Raw genomic sequence first — 17,944 nt, forward strand, 5'->3', positions numbered from 1 at the left:
ACGCCGACGGATCAGGTCAGCCAGTTCACGCGTCAGCCTCGCGCCAGACAAAGAACGATCCACGACTGTTGCCAGCGCCTCACGGGTGCAATCGTCCACGATGCAAAGCACACGGAACCTCTGCCCATCTTCAAAGGCATCCGACACGAAGTCGAGCGACCACCTTTGATTGGCACGATCTGGCACCAGAATGGGCCGCCGCGTGCCCAAAGCTCGCTTGCGTGACCGCCTGCGGCGCACCGCCAGCCCCTCTTCCCGATAGAGCCGGAACAGCTTCTTGTGGTTCACCTCAAAACCTTCCCTGGCCAGCAAGATGCCCAAGCGACGATAGCCGAACCGACGACGTTCATTTGCCAGCTCGCGCAGCCGCTTGCGCAGGGCGTCATCACCCTGATCTTGCTTTTGATACTGAAAGACCGACCTATGCAGATCAGCCAATTCACATGCCCGACGCTCGGACAAACCGTGCCGATCCATCACATCGCGCACGGCTCGCCGCTTCACATCGGGCGTCAGTAGTTTTTTGTGGCGAGATCCTTCAGGGCTGCGTTGTCGAGCATCGCATCCGCCAACATGCGCTTCAGCTTGTTGTTCTCGTCTTCCAGCGCCCGCAGCTTCTTGGCATCAGACACGTTCATGCCGCCAAACTTTGCCTTGTATTTATAGAAGGTCGCATCACTGATGCCGTAGCGGCGACAAAGCTCTTGCGCTTTCACGCCCGCCTCGTACTCCTTGATCATTCCAATAATCTGTTCGTCTGAAAATCTGCGTTTCATGGTCCATCCTTTTCTTGGACGGATTACTAACACCTCGATGGCCTGATTTCAGGGGGTTGGGTCAGATCGCGTAGTACTATTTGAACTCCAGCGCATCGAGCAATTTAATCGATGCTCTCGGGACACTTGCAGTTGATTGCAGAGACACTCAAGTTTACTGCACTTGTATCGTAAGCGGATAACAAAAAGTTCTGCCAAACCTTTTCCTACTTTGCGGACGAGCCTTCTAGTTGCGAATGCGAACTTATTAAAGCGCAGCGACAAACACTTCTCGTACTCTGTCACTAGAAGGTAAGCACCATTTAGAAAGTGACGGCGAGGTTCAACCACAGCGTGTCAGATTCAAACCTGCGTTTTGCTTCGAACTCGGTGAAATACTTCAACTGAAAAATCACATCCTGACCAAACAAGTTTGCTCCGTGTCGACCGCCAATGCCTGTTAACGTGCGTCAGTCGGCCGCCTCTAGCGCACGGTCTTGTCTGGGTGCTTTCCCGAACTTACGCGAGTATTCCCGTGAGAACTGCGCGGAGCTTTCATAGCCTACAGCGAATGCTACTTCGGAAATCTTGGCACGGCTCGTCCGCAGGTCGTCTCTGGCCTTCAACAAGCGCAGGTCCTTTTGGTATTGGAGCGGCGAAGTGCCGGTCACGGCTTTGAACTGCTCGAAAAACGCGGAATTGCTCATCCCGATCCTTGCGGCTAGATCCCCGACGGTGATGGATTCCGACAGGTTTGCCTGTATTTCCCGCGTCGCAAGAAAAATACGGCTGGCCGCGCTTTCATGCCAGAGAAGTCTTTGCAGGATCTGTGCGTGTCGCCCAATCAGAAGCCTTGCATGGATTTCGCGGGACGTGATCGGTGCCAACAGTTGCCTCTTCTCCTCGTCCTCGCACTGAAGGAAATAGCGGTGAAGCGCGTCTGTCAGATCTGGATCGGTGTCGCACAAGCAGATCGAGAACGGATCGGAAGACGGCGCGTTCAACACGGGTCGCACTGCGGGGGACAATGACCTGAGAAGGTCGAGATCAAGTGGAAAGACCAAAGCCGTGTAGGGGGTCTCGCGCGACGCCTCTGTAATCCGCGAAATAACTGGGAGTGTATGGCTCACGATGAGGGATTGTCCGGAGCCCACCGTTAGTTTTCGGGTGCTGGACCCCACCTGCTTTGCGCCTTGCAGGATCAGACAAAGAAGTGGTCGATAAACGGTCGCATTCAGGTCGGTCGTTGCGTGATGCCGCAGGAGGTGGGTGCCGCTCTGCGTATGATGAAATGCGCCTTCAGCGACGCCTGCTTGATCAAGCAGCGCTGAAATGCGTGATAACAGTTTTTCGTTCTTCACGTCGTTGGCCTCCCAAAGGTCGCCTATCAATAGCATCATCACGCAACATGGCATAACAAATACACGTAATTCTGGAGAATCAGGCAAGTATTTTGGCCAATCGGAAAAGATTGAAGCGGTTGATGCGACTAACGTGATCAAGACACAACTAAGGAGACCGACATGCAAAAGGTCATGATCACCGGCATCGCCGGCGGGTTTGGAAAGCCTACGGCCCTCGCACTTCTCGAAAGGGGCTATCAGGTTGCAGGTAGTGTCCGAAGCCGCGAGGGAAAGAACTCCGGTACAGTTGCCGAACTTGAGGCGGCTGAGGCATCCATTGTCGAAATGGATGCAACAGACACAACCAGTTCTGAGCGGGCGATCGCAGATGCCATCACGCATCTAGGTGGCCTCGACGTCTTGTTCAACAATGCCGGGATCGGCTCCTACGGCATTCAGGAATTAATGTCGCCCGACGACATGGCGCGCGTTTTCGACGTGAACGTCATGGGTGTCCAGCGCGTCATGCGCGCGGCGCTGCCACATATGCGGGCGCGGGGGCAGGGGACGGTTCTCTACACCTCCAGTCTGATCGGCCGGATCGCGACGCCTTTCTACGGGACCTATTCCGCCTCGAAATGGGCGCTGGAAGCTATTGTAGAATGCTATCGGACGGAGTTGTCAGGCTTCGGGATTGAGTCCTGCATCATCGAACCCGGCGCCATGCCCACGGCCTTTTTCGATGGCATGGTTGCGCCCAAAGACCCGGACCGCGAGGCACAATATGGAGAGTTTGCAGCTGTCCCGGCAATGTCTGCCGCCGGGTTGGCCCAGATGCTTGAAGCAACACCCGATCAACGCCCGGAGCGGATTGCGGAGGCGGTCGTCGCTCTTCTGGACAAGCCCTTCGGTCAGAAACCATTCCGCACTGTTGTCGATCATGTTGGCGTTGGCCCGCAGATCGAACGTTACAACAATGTGCTGCACGATGTGACGCGCAACGTCATGACCAGCTTCGGTATCGAAGATATGTTGAAACTCAACGCCTGACGGAGACTTTCCATGAAAACTATTCTGATCACCGGCGCCTCCTCGGGCATAGGAGAGGCCACCGCGAGACATTTCCAAGCCAATGGGTGGAGCGTTGTCGCAACCATGCGCAACCCCGACAACGCGGGTGACCTGGCTGGTTTGGAAAACGTCCATGTGGTGCAGCTTGATGTGACTGACCCGAGTTCGATCGCCGAAGCTGTTGCCGCTGGTATCGACCGGTTCGGGAGGATCGACGTGTTGCTCAACAATGCGGGCTATGGTGCCTATGGCGCGCTGGAGGCCTTTTCGATGGAACGCATCCGGCGGCAGTTCGACACCAATGTAATTGGCTTGATGGAGGTCACAAAGGCCGTGCTACCGCATATGCGAGCGAACCGCACGGGCACGATCATCAACATCTCGTCCATTGGCGGTCAGATCACCTTCCCGCTTGGCACGCTCTATCACGGTATGAAGTTTGCGGTCGAAGGTCTGTCGGAAGCGCTCCATTACGAGCTTGAACCGCTTGGTATCCATGTCCGTATTGTCGAACCTGGAATGATCAAGACCAACTTTGGTGGAAGCTCGTTTGACTTCGCCATGGACGAAGACCTTGCGGACTACGCGCCGATGGCAGAAGCCATGGGGCGGGTCTTTGGAACATTGGCGTCCAACCCGTCAGAGCCCGAAACCGTTGCAGAGGTTATCTGGGACGCGGCCAATGAAACCGGTCACCGCCTGCGTTACCGGGCAGGTTCGGATGCAGTGAAGTTGTTGGACAATCGCAAGGCACAGGACGATGCGACATTCATCGGAGGGATCAAACAGCTGATGAAGGCGTAAGGACTTACGGAATCACAGCGACAGCAACCCGCTTTCGGGCAGCTGCGCTGCGGCATCGCTTGTAACGACGAAAGCCCGGATTGGGCCGTCCGTGAAGACGGCCCGGTACGGTTAGATTTCAATCGCCTCAGCAATCGCTCTCGCCGCTTGATCATCTACTGGCTTTGAGTCCTGAGAAATACAGTTGCTAGAAAACTGGAAATAGCTTGAATTGCAGCGCCCATATCATTGTCAGTCGCGAATTCCTCGGGCTTATGGCTGAGCCCATCTTTGCATCGGACGAACAGCATGGCAGTCGGGCAGAGATCGGCCATAGCCGATGCGTCATGGGTGGCGCCAGACGGAAGGCGTGTCGCGGTCTGGCCGATCGTGGCAATGGCAGCCTCCAAGTCGTCAACCATTTTGCTATCGCACGGCACGGCGGGCTGTTCGTAGGTTCGCTCCATTGAAAACTCCACGTGGCGCAGCCCCGAAATCCTGTCACCTGCCGACCGCGCCAATCTTGCGAAATTGTCTCGAACGGTGTCGTCCAGAGCCCGGATTTCAAGGGTCAGTTCCACGTCCCTCGGGATGGCGTTTACCACGTTGGGATGCAGGGACAACGCGCCAACGGTTGCACGCAGATTGGTTATCTTCAACGCCGCGTCATGGATTGCAGAGATGAAGTCAGAGGCCGCCACCAGCGCATCGCGGCGGCTGTCCATGGGCACTGTCCCAGCATGGCCCGTGTCACCGGTAAATGTGACTGTGTTTCGTTCAATCCCGCAAATTCCTGTGACGACCCCGAGTGCGGCATCCGCCGCCTGCAGAACCGGGCCCTGCTCGATGTGGATTTCCAGATATCCCAGTGTGGTGGCAGGATCGCGCGCGAGAGCCTCAACTCCGTCCGGATCGCCACCAAAGTCGGCAAGTGCGCGGCGCAGAGACACTCCATCGTTATCCTTCATGGCCAGAACAGCCGGGTCAAACGTGCCGGCCAAAGCGCGTGGCCCCATCAGAGCGGTCGGGAAGCGGACGCCTTCCTCGTCGGCAAAGGCGAGGACTTCGACAGAAAAGGGCAGTTCGACTCCGTTTGCCGCAAGTTTCTCAAGTGCGAGACATCCCAGAACAACCCCCATGATCCCGTCGTATCGTCCACCATTCTTCACAGAATCCTGGTGTGTACCGATCAGGAACGTTGGAGCCCCCAATGGCCCTTCCCTGCGACCGATGAATGTGCCAGCGGCGTCCATGTGGACCTTCAGACCGGCCTGTGTCATCCATGACCGAATAACACCTAATGCAGCCTTGTGCTCGGGCGTAAACGGAAACCGTGTGACTCCGGTTTCATCGACACTGCATTTTGCTATTTCCGACAGACGGTCCTGAGCGCACTGTCCCCAGTTCATCACTTTCCTCATTTATCATGATAAATTATCCTCTACACATAGGGCGCCTAGGTGTCTATGTTTTTATCATGATAAAATATGAGGTGCAGAATGGACGGCAGCGGGACCCCATCGACCAAGCCAAGACGATCGCGACCAGTTCTGGTTGCCGATGAAATCAAACAATGGGTGGTGGAGCGCGATCTGAAGGCGGGTGACAAGCTGCCAAATGAAGGCGAGATGATCGAGCAGTTCGGCGTGTCGAAAGGGACAGTTCGCGAAGCGCTGCGCATTCTTGAGGCTCAGGGCCTGATCGTGACCAAGACCGGTCCCGGTGGCGGCAGCATCGTAGGTCAGGTCTCGACCGAACGCGCCCGGTCCCTGTTGGCCAATTTTTTCTACTTTCAAGACCTGTCTGTCGCCGACATCTATCAGATGCGAAAGGTCCTGGAACCTGAGCTGGCGGCCAGCCTGGCAGGCCATCTAAGCGAGAACCAGTTGGAGGAGTTGCACGACCTCGCGCTGCGCCACCCCGAACCGGCAACATCGGCCGAAGAAGAGAAAGTGCAGCACATCACCTCGCTGGACTTTCATGCCCGGCTGTCGGATTTCGCGGGCAATCGGCTGCTTGGCTTTGTCATTGGGTTTATGGCGCAGGCGCTGACCGACCTGACAGTCTATCGCAGGCTCTATGATCCGCCGAACGTGGAACTTTGGCGTAAAGGGAGAGCGCATCAATTGCAACTGGTTGAGGCGTTGCGGCAAGGCGAGCCGGAACGAGCCCGCAGCATCATGTATTCGCACATGCAGATCGCCGAAGAGTTGATGAGCGTTCAGGAAGCCCATCTGTTGCGTCGCTTTCTCGGAGAATAAAGTGGTCCTGACAGAGCGCATTCTGCAAGATATCCATGATGAGATTTTTCGTCTGGACGATTGGGGAACTCCTGCCCAATACATCCCGGAACTGGCCTGTATTCCACCGCGTCAATTCGCGATAAGTGTTTGCTTGGCAAACGGCGACTGCCTGAACGCGGGGGCCTCGGATCGCCCCTTCTCAATACAAAGTGTGTCCAAGGTTTTTTCCCTCGCGGCGACGCTGGGGCGGTTTGGTGACCAACTCTGGAGCCGTGTCGGGCGCGAGCCATCGGGCACGTCATTTGACTCCGTGGTCCTGTTGGAACGAGAGAATGGTCGCCCGCGTAATCCCTTCGTGAACGCGGGGGCCATTGTCACTACTGATGTCCTTCTTGCTGGGCGGCAGCCCAAACAGGCCCTCGCCGAGGTCCTTGGACTGATCCGTGCGATGGCGGAAACCGACGATATCCACATCAACGACAAGGTCGCAGCATCGGAAAGATTGACGGGTGCGCGGAACAAGGCGTTGGCACATTACTTGCAATCACATGGCAATCTGCAAAATGAACCAGACCTGACCCTTGGCACCTATTTTCATCAATGTGCAATCGAGATGACCACGCGGCAGCTTGCTCTTGCCGGAAGATCGCTTGCCCGCCTTCGGGCCGGCCCAAACGTGATTTCTCCGCGACATGCCCGACGCATCAATGCGCTCATGATGACATGTGGTCACTATGATGGGTCAGGCGAGTTTGCCTATCAGGTCGGGCTGCCTGGCAAGAGCGGGGTCGGTGGTGGCATACTGGTGATTGCACCGAGGGTCGCTTCGATTGCTATCTGGTCACCGGGGCTAAACCACTATGGAAACTCACATGCTGGCACCCGCGCCGCAGCGATGCTGGCCCAGACAACGGGTTGGTCGGTCTTCTAAGGCCAAATGTTACTGCGGGGCGCAGACTTTGTTCTCGAGCACCGGGACTTCGGCAAGCCAATCAAAGTATGGTGATGTTCGGGTCCTGAGATAGAGCTTTTCAAGGTCCGCTATCGGATCGTCACTGTAATCGATGCGCAGGTCTAATGGTGGGCGATCGGGCGCAAGGACCAACATGGCCGCAGATAACAGCCCGCGGCTGTCGCCGCCCGCCAGCCGGGCAGTATTCAAAACTTGGAGCATTTTCCGATCCGGCCCATCCGTGCAGGTTTGCGCTGCTGTCACCATCGCCGCAAGAACCTCTGGTCCCTCGAGCATGTTTCCTGCAACCGCTAACCTTTGTTGCGTTAAGTGACCGGCATACGGCACGCTGTTCGCTCCAGTGAACCCGTGAGTTGCGCCGCTGCGATCCAGGGCAATCAGTTGCCTATGCCCCTTCCCGGGATCATCTGACGTCACCGCCTCGACAGCATCACGGGCGGTCTGGCCGCGGTACATCGCGCGCACAGCATCGTCTCGCCAAAAGGTGCTGGGGGCGGTGCCCTGTGATGCCACAAGGCCCGATTCGATGTCACCCCGCAGGACCCAGCCACCCACGCAGAGACTTCCCGTTGCGGCGGCGGCGGCAAAAACGCCTGTTTTATTGTCGAAAGACAGAATCGAGAAGGTCATTCTACTGCCCTAACACATTTTTCTTGAATTTATCATGATAATTTGCATGAATGCAATTCATCATAATAAATAACAGGGAGACACCTCATGAAACTGCTGAAACTGTCCCGCAGGGCAATGCTGGCTGCAGGTGCAGCCACGGCACTTGCTCTCTCTCCACTTTTGGCCCAGGCACAGACGCCCGAGGATGTTCTGATCGTTGGGCAGATTGCTGAACCCAAGGCGCTTGACCCAGCGGCCGTAACCGCTGTCAACGACTTCCGAATTTTGATGAACGTCTATGACGGACTGGTCCGCTACAAGGACGGGACGCTTGAAGTTGAGCCTTCGCTGGCAAATTCCTGGGACATCAGTGAGGACGGAACAGTCTACACCTTCTCCCTGCGGGACGACGTGACGTTCCACGACGGAAGCGCCTTCAACGCTGATGCGGTCAAGTTCAACTTTGACCGGATGCTGGATGAAAACCATCCCTATCACAACACTGGCCCCTTCCCGCTGTCCTTCTTCTTCTCGGCTGTAGAGAACGTTGAGGTTGTGGACGACCTAACTGTGCGCTTCACGCTGAACGCGCCCTATGCACCATTCCTGTCCAACCTGGCTTATCCCACCGGGCTGATCGTTTCGCCCGCTGCGGTGGAACAGCACGGGGCTGAGTTTGGGCGCAACCCGTCCGGCACCGGCGCATTCAAATTCGCTGAATGGCGGTCCAACGAGGCCGTGGTCATCGAAGCCAACGCCGATTACTGGGACGGCGCACCGGAGTTGCAGGCCGTTGTGTTTCGCCCAATCACAGACGCAAACACCCGCACCGCCGAGATGCTGGCAGGCGGTATCGACCTGATGGTCGAGGTTCCCCCGGTCGCGCTGAGCGAATTTCAAGGCGATACCTACACCATTCATGAACAGGCTGGTCCACACGTCTGGTTCCTCATCTTGAACGCCAAAGAAGGTCCGTTTGCTGACGTGCGTGTCCGCCAAGCGGCAAACTATGCCATCAACAAGGAAGCCATCGTCAACGACGTTCTGGAAGGTACGGCAGCTGTCGCTGCCGGTCCGACACCGCCGGCATTCGCCTGGGCCTATAACGAAAGCCTGGAGCCTTACCCCTACGACCCCGACAAGGCGCGCGAACTGCTTGCCGAAGCAGGTGCCGAAGGCGCCGAGCTGACTTTTTACGTCACCGAGGGCGGTTCCGGGATGCTTGATCCCGTGGCGATGGGTACCGCGATCCAAGCCGATCTCCAGTCCGTTGGCCTGACCGTCAACATCGAGACCTATGAATGGAACACCTTCCTTGGCGAAGTGAACCCGGGCCTTGAAGGCAAGGCAGACATGGCCGAAATGGCCTGGATGACGAACGATCCGGACACGCTTCCGTTCCTCGCGCTGCGCACAGCTGCATGGCCGGATCAGGGCGGGTTCAACTCGGGCTACTACTCCAACCCGAAGGTTGACGAACTTCTGGAAGCCGCCCGCGCAGCAACCGATCAGGCAGAACGCGCGCGTCTCTATCAGGAGATGCAGGTCATCGTGCAGGAAGACGCGCCTTGGGTCTTCGTTGCCAACTGGAAGCAGAATGCGGTTACCTCCGACCGTGTCGAAAACTTCTCGCTCCAGCCGTCGTTCTTCCTGCTGCTGGATGACGTGGTCAAGAACTAGAACGACTCGTGCAGCCGTGTGCATGGTGCGGCTGCACAATTCCGGGTGGGGGCAATGACAGGGTACATACTCAAAAGACTGGTTTCCGCGATTCCGGTTCTGTTCGGGATATCGATTATTGTGTTTGTCATCATGGCGATGATCCCCGGCGATCCGGCCACTGCGATCCTGGGGTCCTATGCAACCCCTGATAACGTAGAAAAGCTCAACCGCGACCTTGGCTTGGACAAGCCGATGGTGCAGCGATATTTCATCTGGCTCGGGAACATGCTTCAGGGTGATTTCGGGCGCAGTTTCTCTCTCAACCGTGCCGTTCTGGACGAGGTGCTTGACCGTTTCGGGGCGACTTTGGTCCTTGCGGGTACGGCATTTGTCCTGTGCTCGCTCCTTGGTGTCGCGGCCGGGGTCGTATCCGCCGCCCGGCAATACGGTCTGGCTGACAAGGCCATCACCTTTGCGGTTCTTCTGGGAATTTCCATTCCGTCCTTTTTCCTTGGCATGATGATGATCCTCATCTTTGCAGTGAAACTGCGCTGGTTTCCGGTGTCCGGCATGTGGCCCATCTATGGCGCGCGGGGCCTGTCAGCGCTGATCAGCCACCTGACCTTACCCGCGCTGGCGCTGGCGGTGGTGGCAACCGGGGTCATTGCACGCTTGTCGCGCTCTGCCATGCTCGAGGTGCTGCGTCAGGATTTCATCCGTACCGCCCGCGCCAAGGGCGTTCATGAGCGTTCGGTTGTCTGGCGCCATGCCTTGCGCGCGGCCATGGTCAGCATCATTCCGGTCTTGGGGGTGCAGGCCGGGTTTGTTCTGTCAGGTGCGGTCTATATCGAGATGGTGTTCCAGTGGCCTGGCGTCGGGCGCATGCTGGTCGATGCCATCCTGAAACGGGACATCCTGCTGGTGCAAGGCGGCGTCGTCTTTGTCGCGGCCTGCTACGTCATGTTCAATATCGCGGTCGACGTCGCGCAAAGCCTGCTCGACCCGAGGATCAAGACATGAAGAACTTCCTTATGCTTTTGGCGCGCAACCGGCTGGCGCTTGGCGGGTTGGTCGTGATGGGCCTGGTGGTTCTTCTGGCCTTGGTGACGCCACTTCTGCCGTTAGCGGATCCGGACGTGACCGATACAGCAAACCGGTTCAAGCGGCCATTTTCAGAGGGTGCCCTGCTGGGAACCGATCACCTTGGGCGCGATCTTCTCAGTCGTCTGCTCTGGGGCACACGCCTGTCGCTGGCCGTGGGATTTGCAGCGGCAATCATCGCGGCGACCCTGGGCGCGGCCATCGGCATCATCGCTGGCTACTACGGTGGGCGCACGGACAACATCATCATGCGCGGCGTCGATATGCTGATGGCTTTTCCCTACATTCTTTTGGCACTTGCGATTGTCGCGGCTCTCGGGCCAGGTCTTATGAACGCGCTGATCGCAGTGGCTGCCGTCAACATCCCCTTCTTTGCCCGTAACATCCGGGGCATCACAGTTGGCATTGCCCATAAGGAATTCGTCGACGCGGCACGGTTATCGGGCATGACGGATGCCCGCATCATCCTGACCGAAGTGCTTCCGAACGTGATCCCAGTGATCGTGATCGCCATGTCGACAACCATCGGATGGATGATCCTGGAGACCGCCGGGCTCAGCTTTCTCGGGCTGGGATCGCAGCCGCCGCAGGCCGATCTGGGTTCGATGCTGGGCGAAGCTCGCTCGGCCTTGATCACCAATCCGCATACCTCGATCGTACCGGGCGCAATGATCCTGATCATCGTCATGGCGATCAACCTACTGGGCGACGGGGTGCGCGATGCGCTGGACCCTCGGCTGAAATCCGGCGCGCTCTCACGCCCGATGCCGGCCACCATGGTCCAGCGCGCCGGTCCGGTTCCTACCTCAGAAGGCGACACATTGCTGGCGTTACGCGGGCTGAAGACTCAGTTCCACGTCGAGGACCGTGTTTACAAGGCCGTTGGTGGTGTCGATCTACAGGTCAACCCAGGTGAATGCCTTGGGGTGATTGGTGAAAGCGGTTCCGGAAAATCGGTGACGGCGCTCAGCATCATGGGTTTGGTGGCTTCACCTCCGGGCGTTATCACGGGTGGCGCAGTTCACTACAAGGGTGAGGATCTGATCGGTGCACCCTATGAAAAACTGCGATCACTTAGGGGAGACCGGATCGCCTATATCTTCCAGGATCCGCTGGCCACGTTGCACCCCCTTTACACGGTCGGTGACCAGCTGATCGAGGCCGTACGAGCGCATCACCTTTTTGACAGGAAAAAGGCCCGTGCCCATGCTATCGAGCTGCTGACATCGGTCCGCATTCCCAATGCCGAACAGCGCGTTGACAGCTACCCGCATGAGATGTCGGGTGGAATGCGACAGCGCGTGGGGATCGCTATGGCGCTGGCCAACGATCCGGAGGTTATCATCGCGGATGAACCGACCACGGCCTTGGATGTGACCGTGCAGGCGCAGATCCTGTCCTTGCTCGATGACCTGCGGCGTGAACGGGGATTGGCCATCATTTTCATCACGCATGACTTTGGTGTGGTCGCACAGCTATGTGACCGGGTCGCGGTGATGTATGCGGGCCGAATTGTCGAAGAGGGCCCGACAAGGACCATCCTGGATGCCCCGGCCCACCCCTATACCGCGCGCCTTATGGCCTGCGTACCTGAACTTGGGCAGGGCCGACGCGAATTGGCGGCCATACCCGGCCTCCCACCAGTGGTAGACAGACTGCCCGAGGGTTGCGCCTTTGCGGATCGATGCCATAAGGCGGGCGATACTTGTCGGCAGGGGAACATAGAACTGGTCCGGCACGGTGCCGAGAGCTTGGTCCGTTGCGTTGCTCCGGAAACGCCACCGCAGGAGGCATGCAGATGATCACCGCTCTCAAACTGACCGAACTCAGCAAGGTCTTCCCCGTCGGCAAGCGCATGTTTGGCCCACCACGGGCGCTGGTGCGTGCTGTTCAACCGCTGTCGCTGACCGTCGAAGAGGGCGAAACACTTGGGATCGTTGGTGAATCCGGCTGTGGAAAATCCACCCTCGCGCGAATGCTTGTTGGTCTCCTGCCCCCCAGCACCGGAACAATTGAAATCAATGGGGAGCCGCTCGACAATGCCGACCCGGCCTTGTTTGGCCGCAAGATCCAGTATGTGTTTCAGGACCCGATCAGCAGCCTCAACCCGCGTAAAACCATCCGGCAGATCATGGAAGCGCCGCTTAAGCATTTGCACGATATGCCCGCGGCTGCCCGCGCGGACCGCATACGGGAGATTTTTGCCGCGGTGAACCTGCGCGAAGAGTTTCTGGATCGCTATCCGCATGAGTTTTCGGGCGGGCAAGCACAGCGGATCGGGATCGCGCGAGCCTTGGCGGCAGAAGCGCGTATCCTCGTTCTCGATGAACCCGTTTCGGCACTGGATGTGTCTGTGCAGGCGCAGGTTCTGAACCTGCTGGCCGACTTGAAGGAGCAGTTTGGGCTGACCTATCTGTTCATCAGCCACGATCTTGCTGTCGTCGAAGCTGTCAGTGACCGGGTTGCGGTGCTGTATTTTGGTTCAGTGGTTGAGGTGGGTCCAGCCGATGAGGTTTTTGCCTGTCCCAAACATCCGTACACCAAACTTCTGGCTGACAGTGCACCGGTTGTTGGGCGTCCGTTGACTGCACCAGAGGGACGTGAAACCGAATTGCCCGATCCGCTAAACCCGCCGCAGGGATGTGCATTCCGAGCGCGCTGCGCATACGCCAGTGATCAATGTGGGAGTGAGGCGCCACGTCTTGAGAAACGGTCGGAAGGTGTGTGGGTAGCCTGCCACCACCCGATTGCCTACGCATTTTAGATAACAAGTGTCTCGGAACCTCTATTGGATGTGTCTCAAACTTTTGGAACGACCATAGGCACTCAATTACTGGACACACCTATCCTGCGATCTCGGCAAACATCCGAAAGCCCAAGGTCGTAGCGCTGGGGAGTTGCTTTTTTTTGGATCATTTTGGCCACCTCAATGCTATCCAATGTGGCTGAGGCGGATTCGAAGGCTTACATCCACACATATGCCGAACACGCCGTTTTATGACCTGATGATCATGTTGTTCCGATACTTGGACCCGATTGCCTGTACTTTGGCGGGGCATCCAAACCACCTTAGAATTCTGTTCAATTTTCGAGTACCTGCCGCATTAGCGCCGCTATTGTCGATGACAATCCTACTCGGGATTGCATTTGTCGACAGCGCTTTGGAACAAACCTAGCTTCTGCCGGACGGTTCATTCGCTCAGACAGGAAAAAATCAAAGGTGTTTCCTGCCATTTCGACTGCACGAAAAAGATACACCCATTTGCCGCGCACCCGTATGAAGGTCTCAACCATTCTCCAGGAATTTTGTTTTGGACGTTTCTTCGATTGCGCTTGCGCGGCAACCACGGATGAAAATTTAATAACTCATCTGTTGAGAGTAGCGTGGTTAACCTTCACACCGTGTTCAGTCATGATCTCGTCCAAGTCACGATAAGAAACCGTGTAACGCAGATAGAAGTACGCAGCGTACAGAACCGCATCCTTGGGGATGTGGTAGCCTTTCAATGAGATCATATTGAAAACTGTTCGAGATCTAATCGATGGGAACAACCGTCAGATCACGCATGTTCGACAATTGGGTCGCATACTTTGCGAAACAGCCATTGGACACGCGTTTTGCCCAAACATGTTTCGGCTTTGGCGGTCACTTGCGACTGACGATACAGCCCTTGTTCCACGCAGGCGAAAAGCGCGGATAGCAGGCAGGTTTGATGTTTCCATGACTGATCCTCCGATCCGCCACGCCCTCCCACAACGACAACCCGACGTTGACAGGGGGCTTTTTCATGACTGAATGCGGCTCTCGCAAGTGCATTGGCAAGGCTGCTAGAATACCGGCGAGAGTTCATTGGCCGTATACCACTTTGCCTTGGCGAACCGTCATCATCACGCTTAGGTCCAGCAGGTTCTCTGAATCTGTAATAGGATTGTCCGAAAGCACTGCAAGATCAGCGACCTTGCCCGGTTCGATCGATCCGCGACGGTCCTCTTGAAAAACCTGCCAGGCGGCGTCGATTGTTTGTGCCCTCAAAGCGGAGAGGACGCTAATTCTCTGATCTTCGCCCAAAACCTGGCCACTCGAGGTGGTTCGGTTTACGGCGCAATGCGCCAGATGCAGCGGTCTTGTGGGCGTGACAGACGCGTCGTTGTGGAGGGTGTATCGGACACCGAAACGCTCTGCCGATGCGGCCGGAGATAGTCGACTGGCGCGTTCTGGTCCCAGGAATGTGCTGCGGTGCCGGTCGCCCCAGAAATGAATGTGGGCGGAAAAGAAGCTGACCGTCACGCCAAGTTCCGCCATGCGTTTCAATTGATCGTCGCGCAAGGTCTGACCGTGAATGATTGTGTGACGGTGATCAGGGCGCGGGTTGTGTTCCAAAGCGGCAGCCACTGCATCTAAGAACATGTCCGCCCCAGCATCGCCGTTGCAGTGGCAATGTATCTGGTGGCCGAGATCGTGCAGTTTTCTAACTTCGCGGCGGTGATCCTTTTCTGCAACATAGGGCATGCCAAGGGGATATTGCCGGTTGATGGGCTGATGATAAGGCCGCGAAAGATAGGCTGTTTGAAGCTGAAAGGCGCCATCGGTGAAAAGCTTGCGCGGTCCAAGGGTTAAATGCGGGTTGCCCGGCCAATCGAGCGTCTCCATCAGTCCTGGCTCCAATTCTCCGATGGGCAACAGCATCAGATCGATACCGGGATCCGTATCGGGCCCGAGCGACGCGAAATGTTCTAACAACTCGCGTGATGCCCATGCGTTCTGCGCGTAAGTCACACCATGGCTCAGGTATTCGTTGCGGCAGGCTGCAAACCCTTCCCAGAACCTTTTGCGATCGATCAGGAAATCTGTGTCGCCCATCTCGCCCATGGCGGAAAGCCCCTCGATGAGGCCTGTGAGTTCACCATCCTCGGTACGCCCAAAGCGCCCACCCAAAGGGTCAGGCGTATCGCGGCAAATGCCCCTCCGGGCAAGGGCTACAGTGTTTGCCACGCCGTTGTGGCCAGAAGCGTGCAGCACCCAGACCGGGTGATCTGTCGACACGCCGTCCAGTTCTGCCAGTGTGGGCATCCTGCCTTCGGCTATTGCCGTGTTGTCAAAAAGGACCCCCATGACCCATTCACCCTTGGGTATTGCGGCGGCCTTGGCGTGCAAACGCCCCAGCGCCATGGCCATATCGGCGCAATCACCGCGCGGGGGTGCCGCAAGATCGACCCGAAACAATGCGATAAACCCCGGATCGGGAAAGTGCCCGTGTGGGTCTATGAACGCTGGGACAAGGGTCTGACCTTGCAGGTCGTGTAGCCGTGTTCCTAGGGGCATCTGCGCCCGCAGGACGGCTTCGGTGCCGACGGCATTGATCGTTTCGCCCAAGGTCAGCACCGCCTCTGGCTGCGTGTTGGTCGCATCCATCGTTAGGATTGTGCCATTGAAGTAAAGCGTCGCCTCCATCGGAATCATGTCAGGTTAGAGGTGCAAGGCAGCGAAGGCCGTGCCCTCCTGAAACTTCCCAATTTGGTGCCTGGGTGCAGAAATCTTGGGCAAAAGGACAACGTTCGCGGAACTCACAGCTGGATGGACGATTGAGCAGGCTGGGCGGCTCGCCCTTCAGCGCGATCCGCTCGAGCCGTGCGTCAGGATCGGGTTCGGGGTTCGCGCTGAGAAGGCAGCGGGTGTAGGGGTGGCGCGGATTGTCGAAGATCGCCTCGGTCGTGCCTTCCTCGACCAGCCGTCCCAGATACATGATCCCCATACGGTCGGCGACATGACGCACGACGCTGAGGTTGTGGGTGATGATCACCATTGCCAGACCCAGCCGCTCGCGCAGATCATTAAGCAGGTTCAGAAGTTCGCCCTGCACGGACACATCCAATCCAGCCGTCGGCTCGTCGGCTAGGATCAGCTTCGGTTCCAAGGCAAGGGCCCGTGCGACGCCAACCCGGCGCGCCTGACCACCGGATAGTTGATACGGATACCGGTTCGCGAAGTGTGCAGGCAGGTTGACCATTTCAAGCAGGCGTTTGGCCTCGGCCTGCTGGTCGCGGTCTTTCATGCCCTGAATCCGGTAGGGTTCGGTGATCAGGTTTCCGATCGTCAAGCGCGGGGACAGGCTGCCGACTGGGTCCTGAAACATCATGGCGATATCCTTGCGCATGGGCCGTAGGGACCGCTCCGGCAGGCCGCGAATTTCCCGGCCGTTGAATTTGACCGAACCTTCCTGCGCCGGGGCCAGCCCGGCGATCGCGCGGATGACCGTGGTTTTGCCCGAGCCGCTTTCGCCGACCAGCGCATAGGTCTCACCCGGGGCCACGTCAAAGCTGACGCCGGCAAGAACATTAACCGGGCCGTAGCTGGTCTGCAGGTTATCGACAGACAGTAGGCTCATGCCGTGACCTCCTCTTGGTTTAGCCAGCAGGCAGCAAGATGGCCTTCACCCAATCGTTCCAGCGCGGGCACGTCAGTAGCGCACTGTGGCATTGCCTGATCGCAACGATCGCGGAAAATGCAGCCGCCGGGTAGATTGGCAAGATCGGGGACTTCACCCGGAATAGTAGGCAACACACGAGCACGAGTTTTGATGTGGCCCGGGTCGCATTCAATCAGACGACGGGTGTAGGGGTGCTTCGGGTTATGGAATATCTCGCGTACATCGCCGCTTTCGACAACCGCGCCTGCGTACATCACCACCACGCGATCGCAAAGTTCTGCGATCACGCCCAGATGGTGCGAGATGAAAAGGATAGCACAATGCATCTCACGCTGAAGTTCCTGCAAGCGTTCGATGATCTGCACTTCAAGCGTGGCATCTAGCGCCGTCGTTGGCTCATCCGCAATCAGCAGGTCGGGTTCCGACATCAGTGCCATGGCAATGGCGATCCGTTGGCGCATACCTCCGGAAAATTCGTGCGGGAACTGGTTCAGCCGTGCCTCCGGGTCGGGAATTCCAACAGCACCCAGCATTTGCGCGGCCTTCGCGCGCTTCTCGGCCTTGCCCATGGACGACCGATGTTGAATATCCATCATTTGCTGACCCACCGACAGAACCGGGTTGTGCGTCTGCATCGGGTCTTGGAACACGATGGATATATCGTCGCCACGCAGGTCACGCATCTGGCGCTCGTTGGCTTGCAAGAGGTCCTGCCCCTTGAACCGCACCGCGCCCTGACGGAACCGCGTATTGGGAGCGGTCAATCGCAGGATCGAGGATATCAGCGTGGATTTCCCGCAACCACTTTCGCCTACGATGCCCACGATTTCGCCCTTGCGGACATCGAAAGTGATATCTCGCAGGGCCTTGAGGTCGCCACGCTCAGTTTCGTAATCCACGCTGAGGTGGTCGATTTCCAACAGTGTCTCGGTCATCGGTTCTTCCTCAGTTTGGGGTCGACCACGTCACGTAG

The 17,944-nt window shown here is 57.5% G+C and carries 14 protein-coding genes and 2 pseudogenes; 8 read left to right on the plus strand and 8 right to left on the minus strand.

The window, feature by feature from the left end:
- Both AC2FND_RS15800 and AC2FND_RS15805 read right to left on the minus strand, forming a co-directional pair.
- A pseudogene (locus AC2FND_RS15800) lies at positions 1-776 on the minus strand (IS3 family transposase); the annotation flags it as partial.
- A 449-nt stretch (positions 777-1,225) separates the two neighbouring features.
- On the minus strand, positions 1,226-2,116 hold the full coding sequence (locus AC2FND_RS15805) for an AraC family transcriptional regulator (protein WP_496770769.1): 891 nt from the start codon (positions 2,114-2,116) through the stop codon (positions 1,226-1,228).
- Positions 2,117-2,278: 162 nt separating this feature from the next.
- Here AC2FND_RS15805 and AC2FND_RS15810 point away from each other — a divergent pair, with 162 nt between their 5' ends.
- Positions 2,279-3,148 (plus strand): SDR family oxidoreductase, encoded by an 870-nt coding sequence (locus tag AC2FND_RS15810; RefSeq protein WP_496770770.1) that lies wholly within the window; start codon positions 2,279-2,281, stop codon positions 3,146-3,148.
- Between the two features lie 12 nt (positions 3,149-3,160).
- Positions 3,161-3,973, plus strand: coding sequence for an SDR family oxidoreductase (locus tag AC2FND_RS15815; protein WP_496770771.1), 813 nt, complete (start codon positions 3,161-3,163; stop codon positions 3,971-3,973).
- Between the two features lie 155 nt (positions 3,974-4,128).
- Here the strand turns inward: AC2FND_RS15815 and AC2FND_RS15820 are convergent, their stop codons facing one another.
- Positions 4,129-5,361: a M20 family metallo-hydrolase gene (locus AC2FND_RS15820; protein ID WP_496770772.1), complete on the minus strand. Its 1,233-nt coding sequence runs from the start codon at positions 5,359-5,361 to the stop codon at positions 4,129-4,131.
- A gap of 90 nt (positions 5,362-5,451) precedes the next feature.
- Between AC2FND_RS15820 and AC2FND_RS15825 the strand changes: the two genes are divergently transcribed.
- Positions 5,452-6,213, plus strand: coding sequence for a FadR/GntR family transcriptional regulator (locus AC2FND_RS15825; RefSeq protein WP_209506735.1), 762 nt, complete (start codon positions 5,452-5,454; stop codon positions 6,211-6,213).
- Position 6,214: 1 nt separating this feature from the next.
- Positions 6,215-7,126 carry a glutaminase gene (locus tag AC2FND_RS15830; RefSeq protein ID WP_496770773.1) on the plus strand — a complete coding sequence of 304 codons (912 nt, stop codon included), beginning with the start codon at positions 6,215-6,217 and terminating at the stop codon, positions 7,124-7,126.
- A gap of 9 nt (positions 7,127-7,135) precedes the next feature.
- On the opposite strand, the gene AC2FND_RS15835 is transcribed toward AC2FND_RS15830, so the two are convergent.
- Positions 7,136-7,798 (minus strand): DUF1028 domain-containing protein, encoded by a 663-nt coding sequence (locus AC2FND_RS15835; RefSeq protein WP_496770774.1) that lies wholly within the window; start codon positions 7,796-7,798, stop codon positions 7,136-7,138.
- Positions 7,799-7,885: 87 nt separating this feature from the next.
- Between AC2FND_RS15835 and AC2FND_RS15840 the strand changes: the two genes are divergently transcribed.
- From AC2FND_RS15840 to AC2FND_RS15855, 4 genes are read left to right on the plus strand one after another with little or no spacing between them, the layout of a single operon-like run.
- On the plus strand, positions 7,886-9,460 hold the full coding sequence (locus AC2FND_RS15840; RefSeq protein WP_496770776.1) for an ABC transporter substrate-binding protein: 1,575 nt from the start codon (positions 7,886-7,888) through the stop codon (positions 9,458-9,460).
- A 54-nt stretch (positions 9,461-9,514) separates the two neighbouring features.
- Positions 9,515-10,462, plus strand: coding sequence for an ABC transporter permease (locus AC2FND_RS15845; RefSeq protein ID WP_496770778.1), 948 nt, complete (start codon positions 9,515-9,517; stop codon positions 10,460-10,462).
- Positions 10,459-12,345, plus strand: a complete 1,887-nt coding sequence (locus tag AC2FND_RS15850) for a dipeptide/oligopeptide/nickel ABC transporter permease/ATP-binding protein (protein ID WP_496770780.1) — start codon at positions 10,459-10,461, stop codon at positions 12,343-12,345. The genes AC2FND_RS15845 and AC2FND_RS15850 overlap by 4 nt, the downstream gene beginning before the upstream one ends.
- Positions 12,342-13,307 (plus strand): ABC transporter ATP-binding protein, encoded by a 966-nt coding sequence (locus AC2FND_RS15855; RefSeq protein ID WP_496770782.1) that lies wholly within the window; start codon positions 12,342-12,344, stop codon positions 13,305-13,307. The genes AC2FND_RS15850 and AC2FND_RS15855 overlap by 4 nt, the downstream gene beginning before the upstream one ends.
- A gap of 62 nt (positions 13,308-13,369) precedes the next feature.
- Here the strand turns inward: AC2FND_RS15855 and AC2FND_RS15860 are convergent.
- The 4 genes and pseudogenes from AC2FND_RS15860 to AC2FND_RS15875 form a co-directional block, all read right to left on the minus strand.
- Positions 13,370-14,059: pseudogene (locus AC2FND_RS15860) on the minus strand (IS6 family transposase).
- Between the two features lie 331 nt (positions 14,060-14,390).
- Positions 14,391-15,995 carry an amidohydrolase gene (locus AC2FND_RS15865; RefSeq protein WP_496770783.1) on the minus strand — a complete coding sequence of 535 codons (1,605 nt, stop codon included), beginning with the start codon at positions 15,993-15,995 and terminating at the stop codon, positions 14,391-14,393.
- A 10-nt stretch (positions 15,996-16,005) separates the two neighbouring features.
- Positions 16,006-16,929, minus strand: coding sequence for an oligopeptide/dipeptide ABC transporter ATP-binding protein (locus AC2FND_RS15870; protein WP_496770785.1), 924 nt, complete (start codon positions 16,927-16,929; stop codon positions 16,006-16,008).
- The gene (locus tag AC2FND_RS15875) at positions 16,926-17,906 is read right to left on the minus strand and encodes an ABC transporter ATP-binding protein (RefSeq protein WP_496770787.1); all 981 of its coding nucleotides are present in this window, start codon (positions 17,904-17,906) and stop codon (positions 16,926-16,928) included. Before AC2FND_RS15875 ends, AC2FND_RS15870 begins: the two co-directional genes overlap by 4 nt.
- Positions 17,907-17,944: the final 38 nt, after the last annotated feature.

The sequence above is a fragment of the Ruegeria sp. BHSB056 genome (assembly GCF_059613305.1).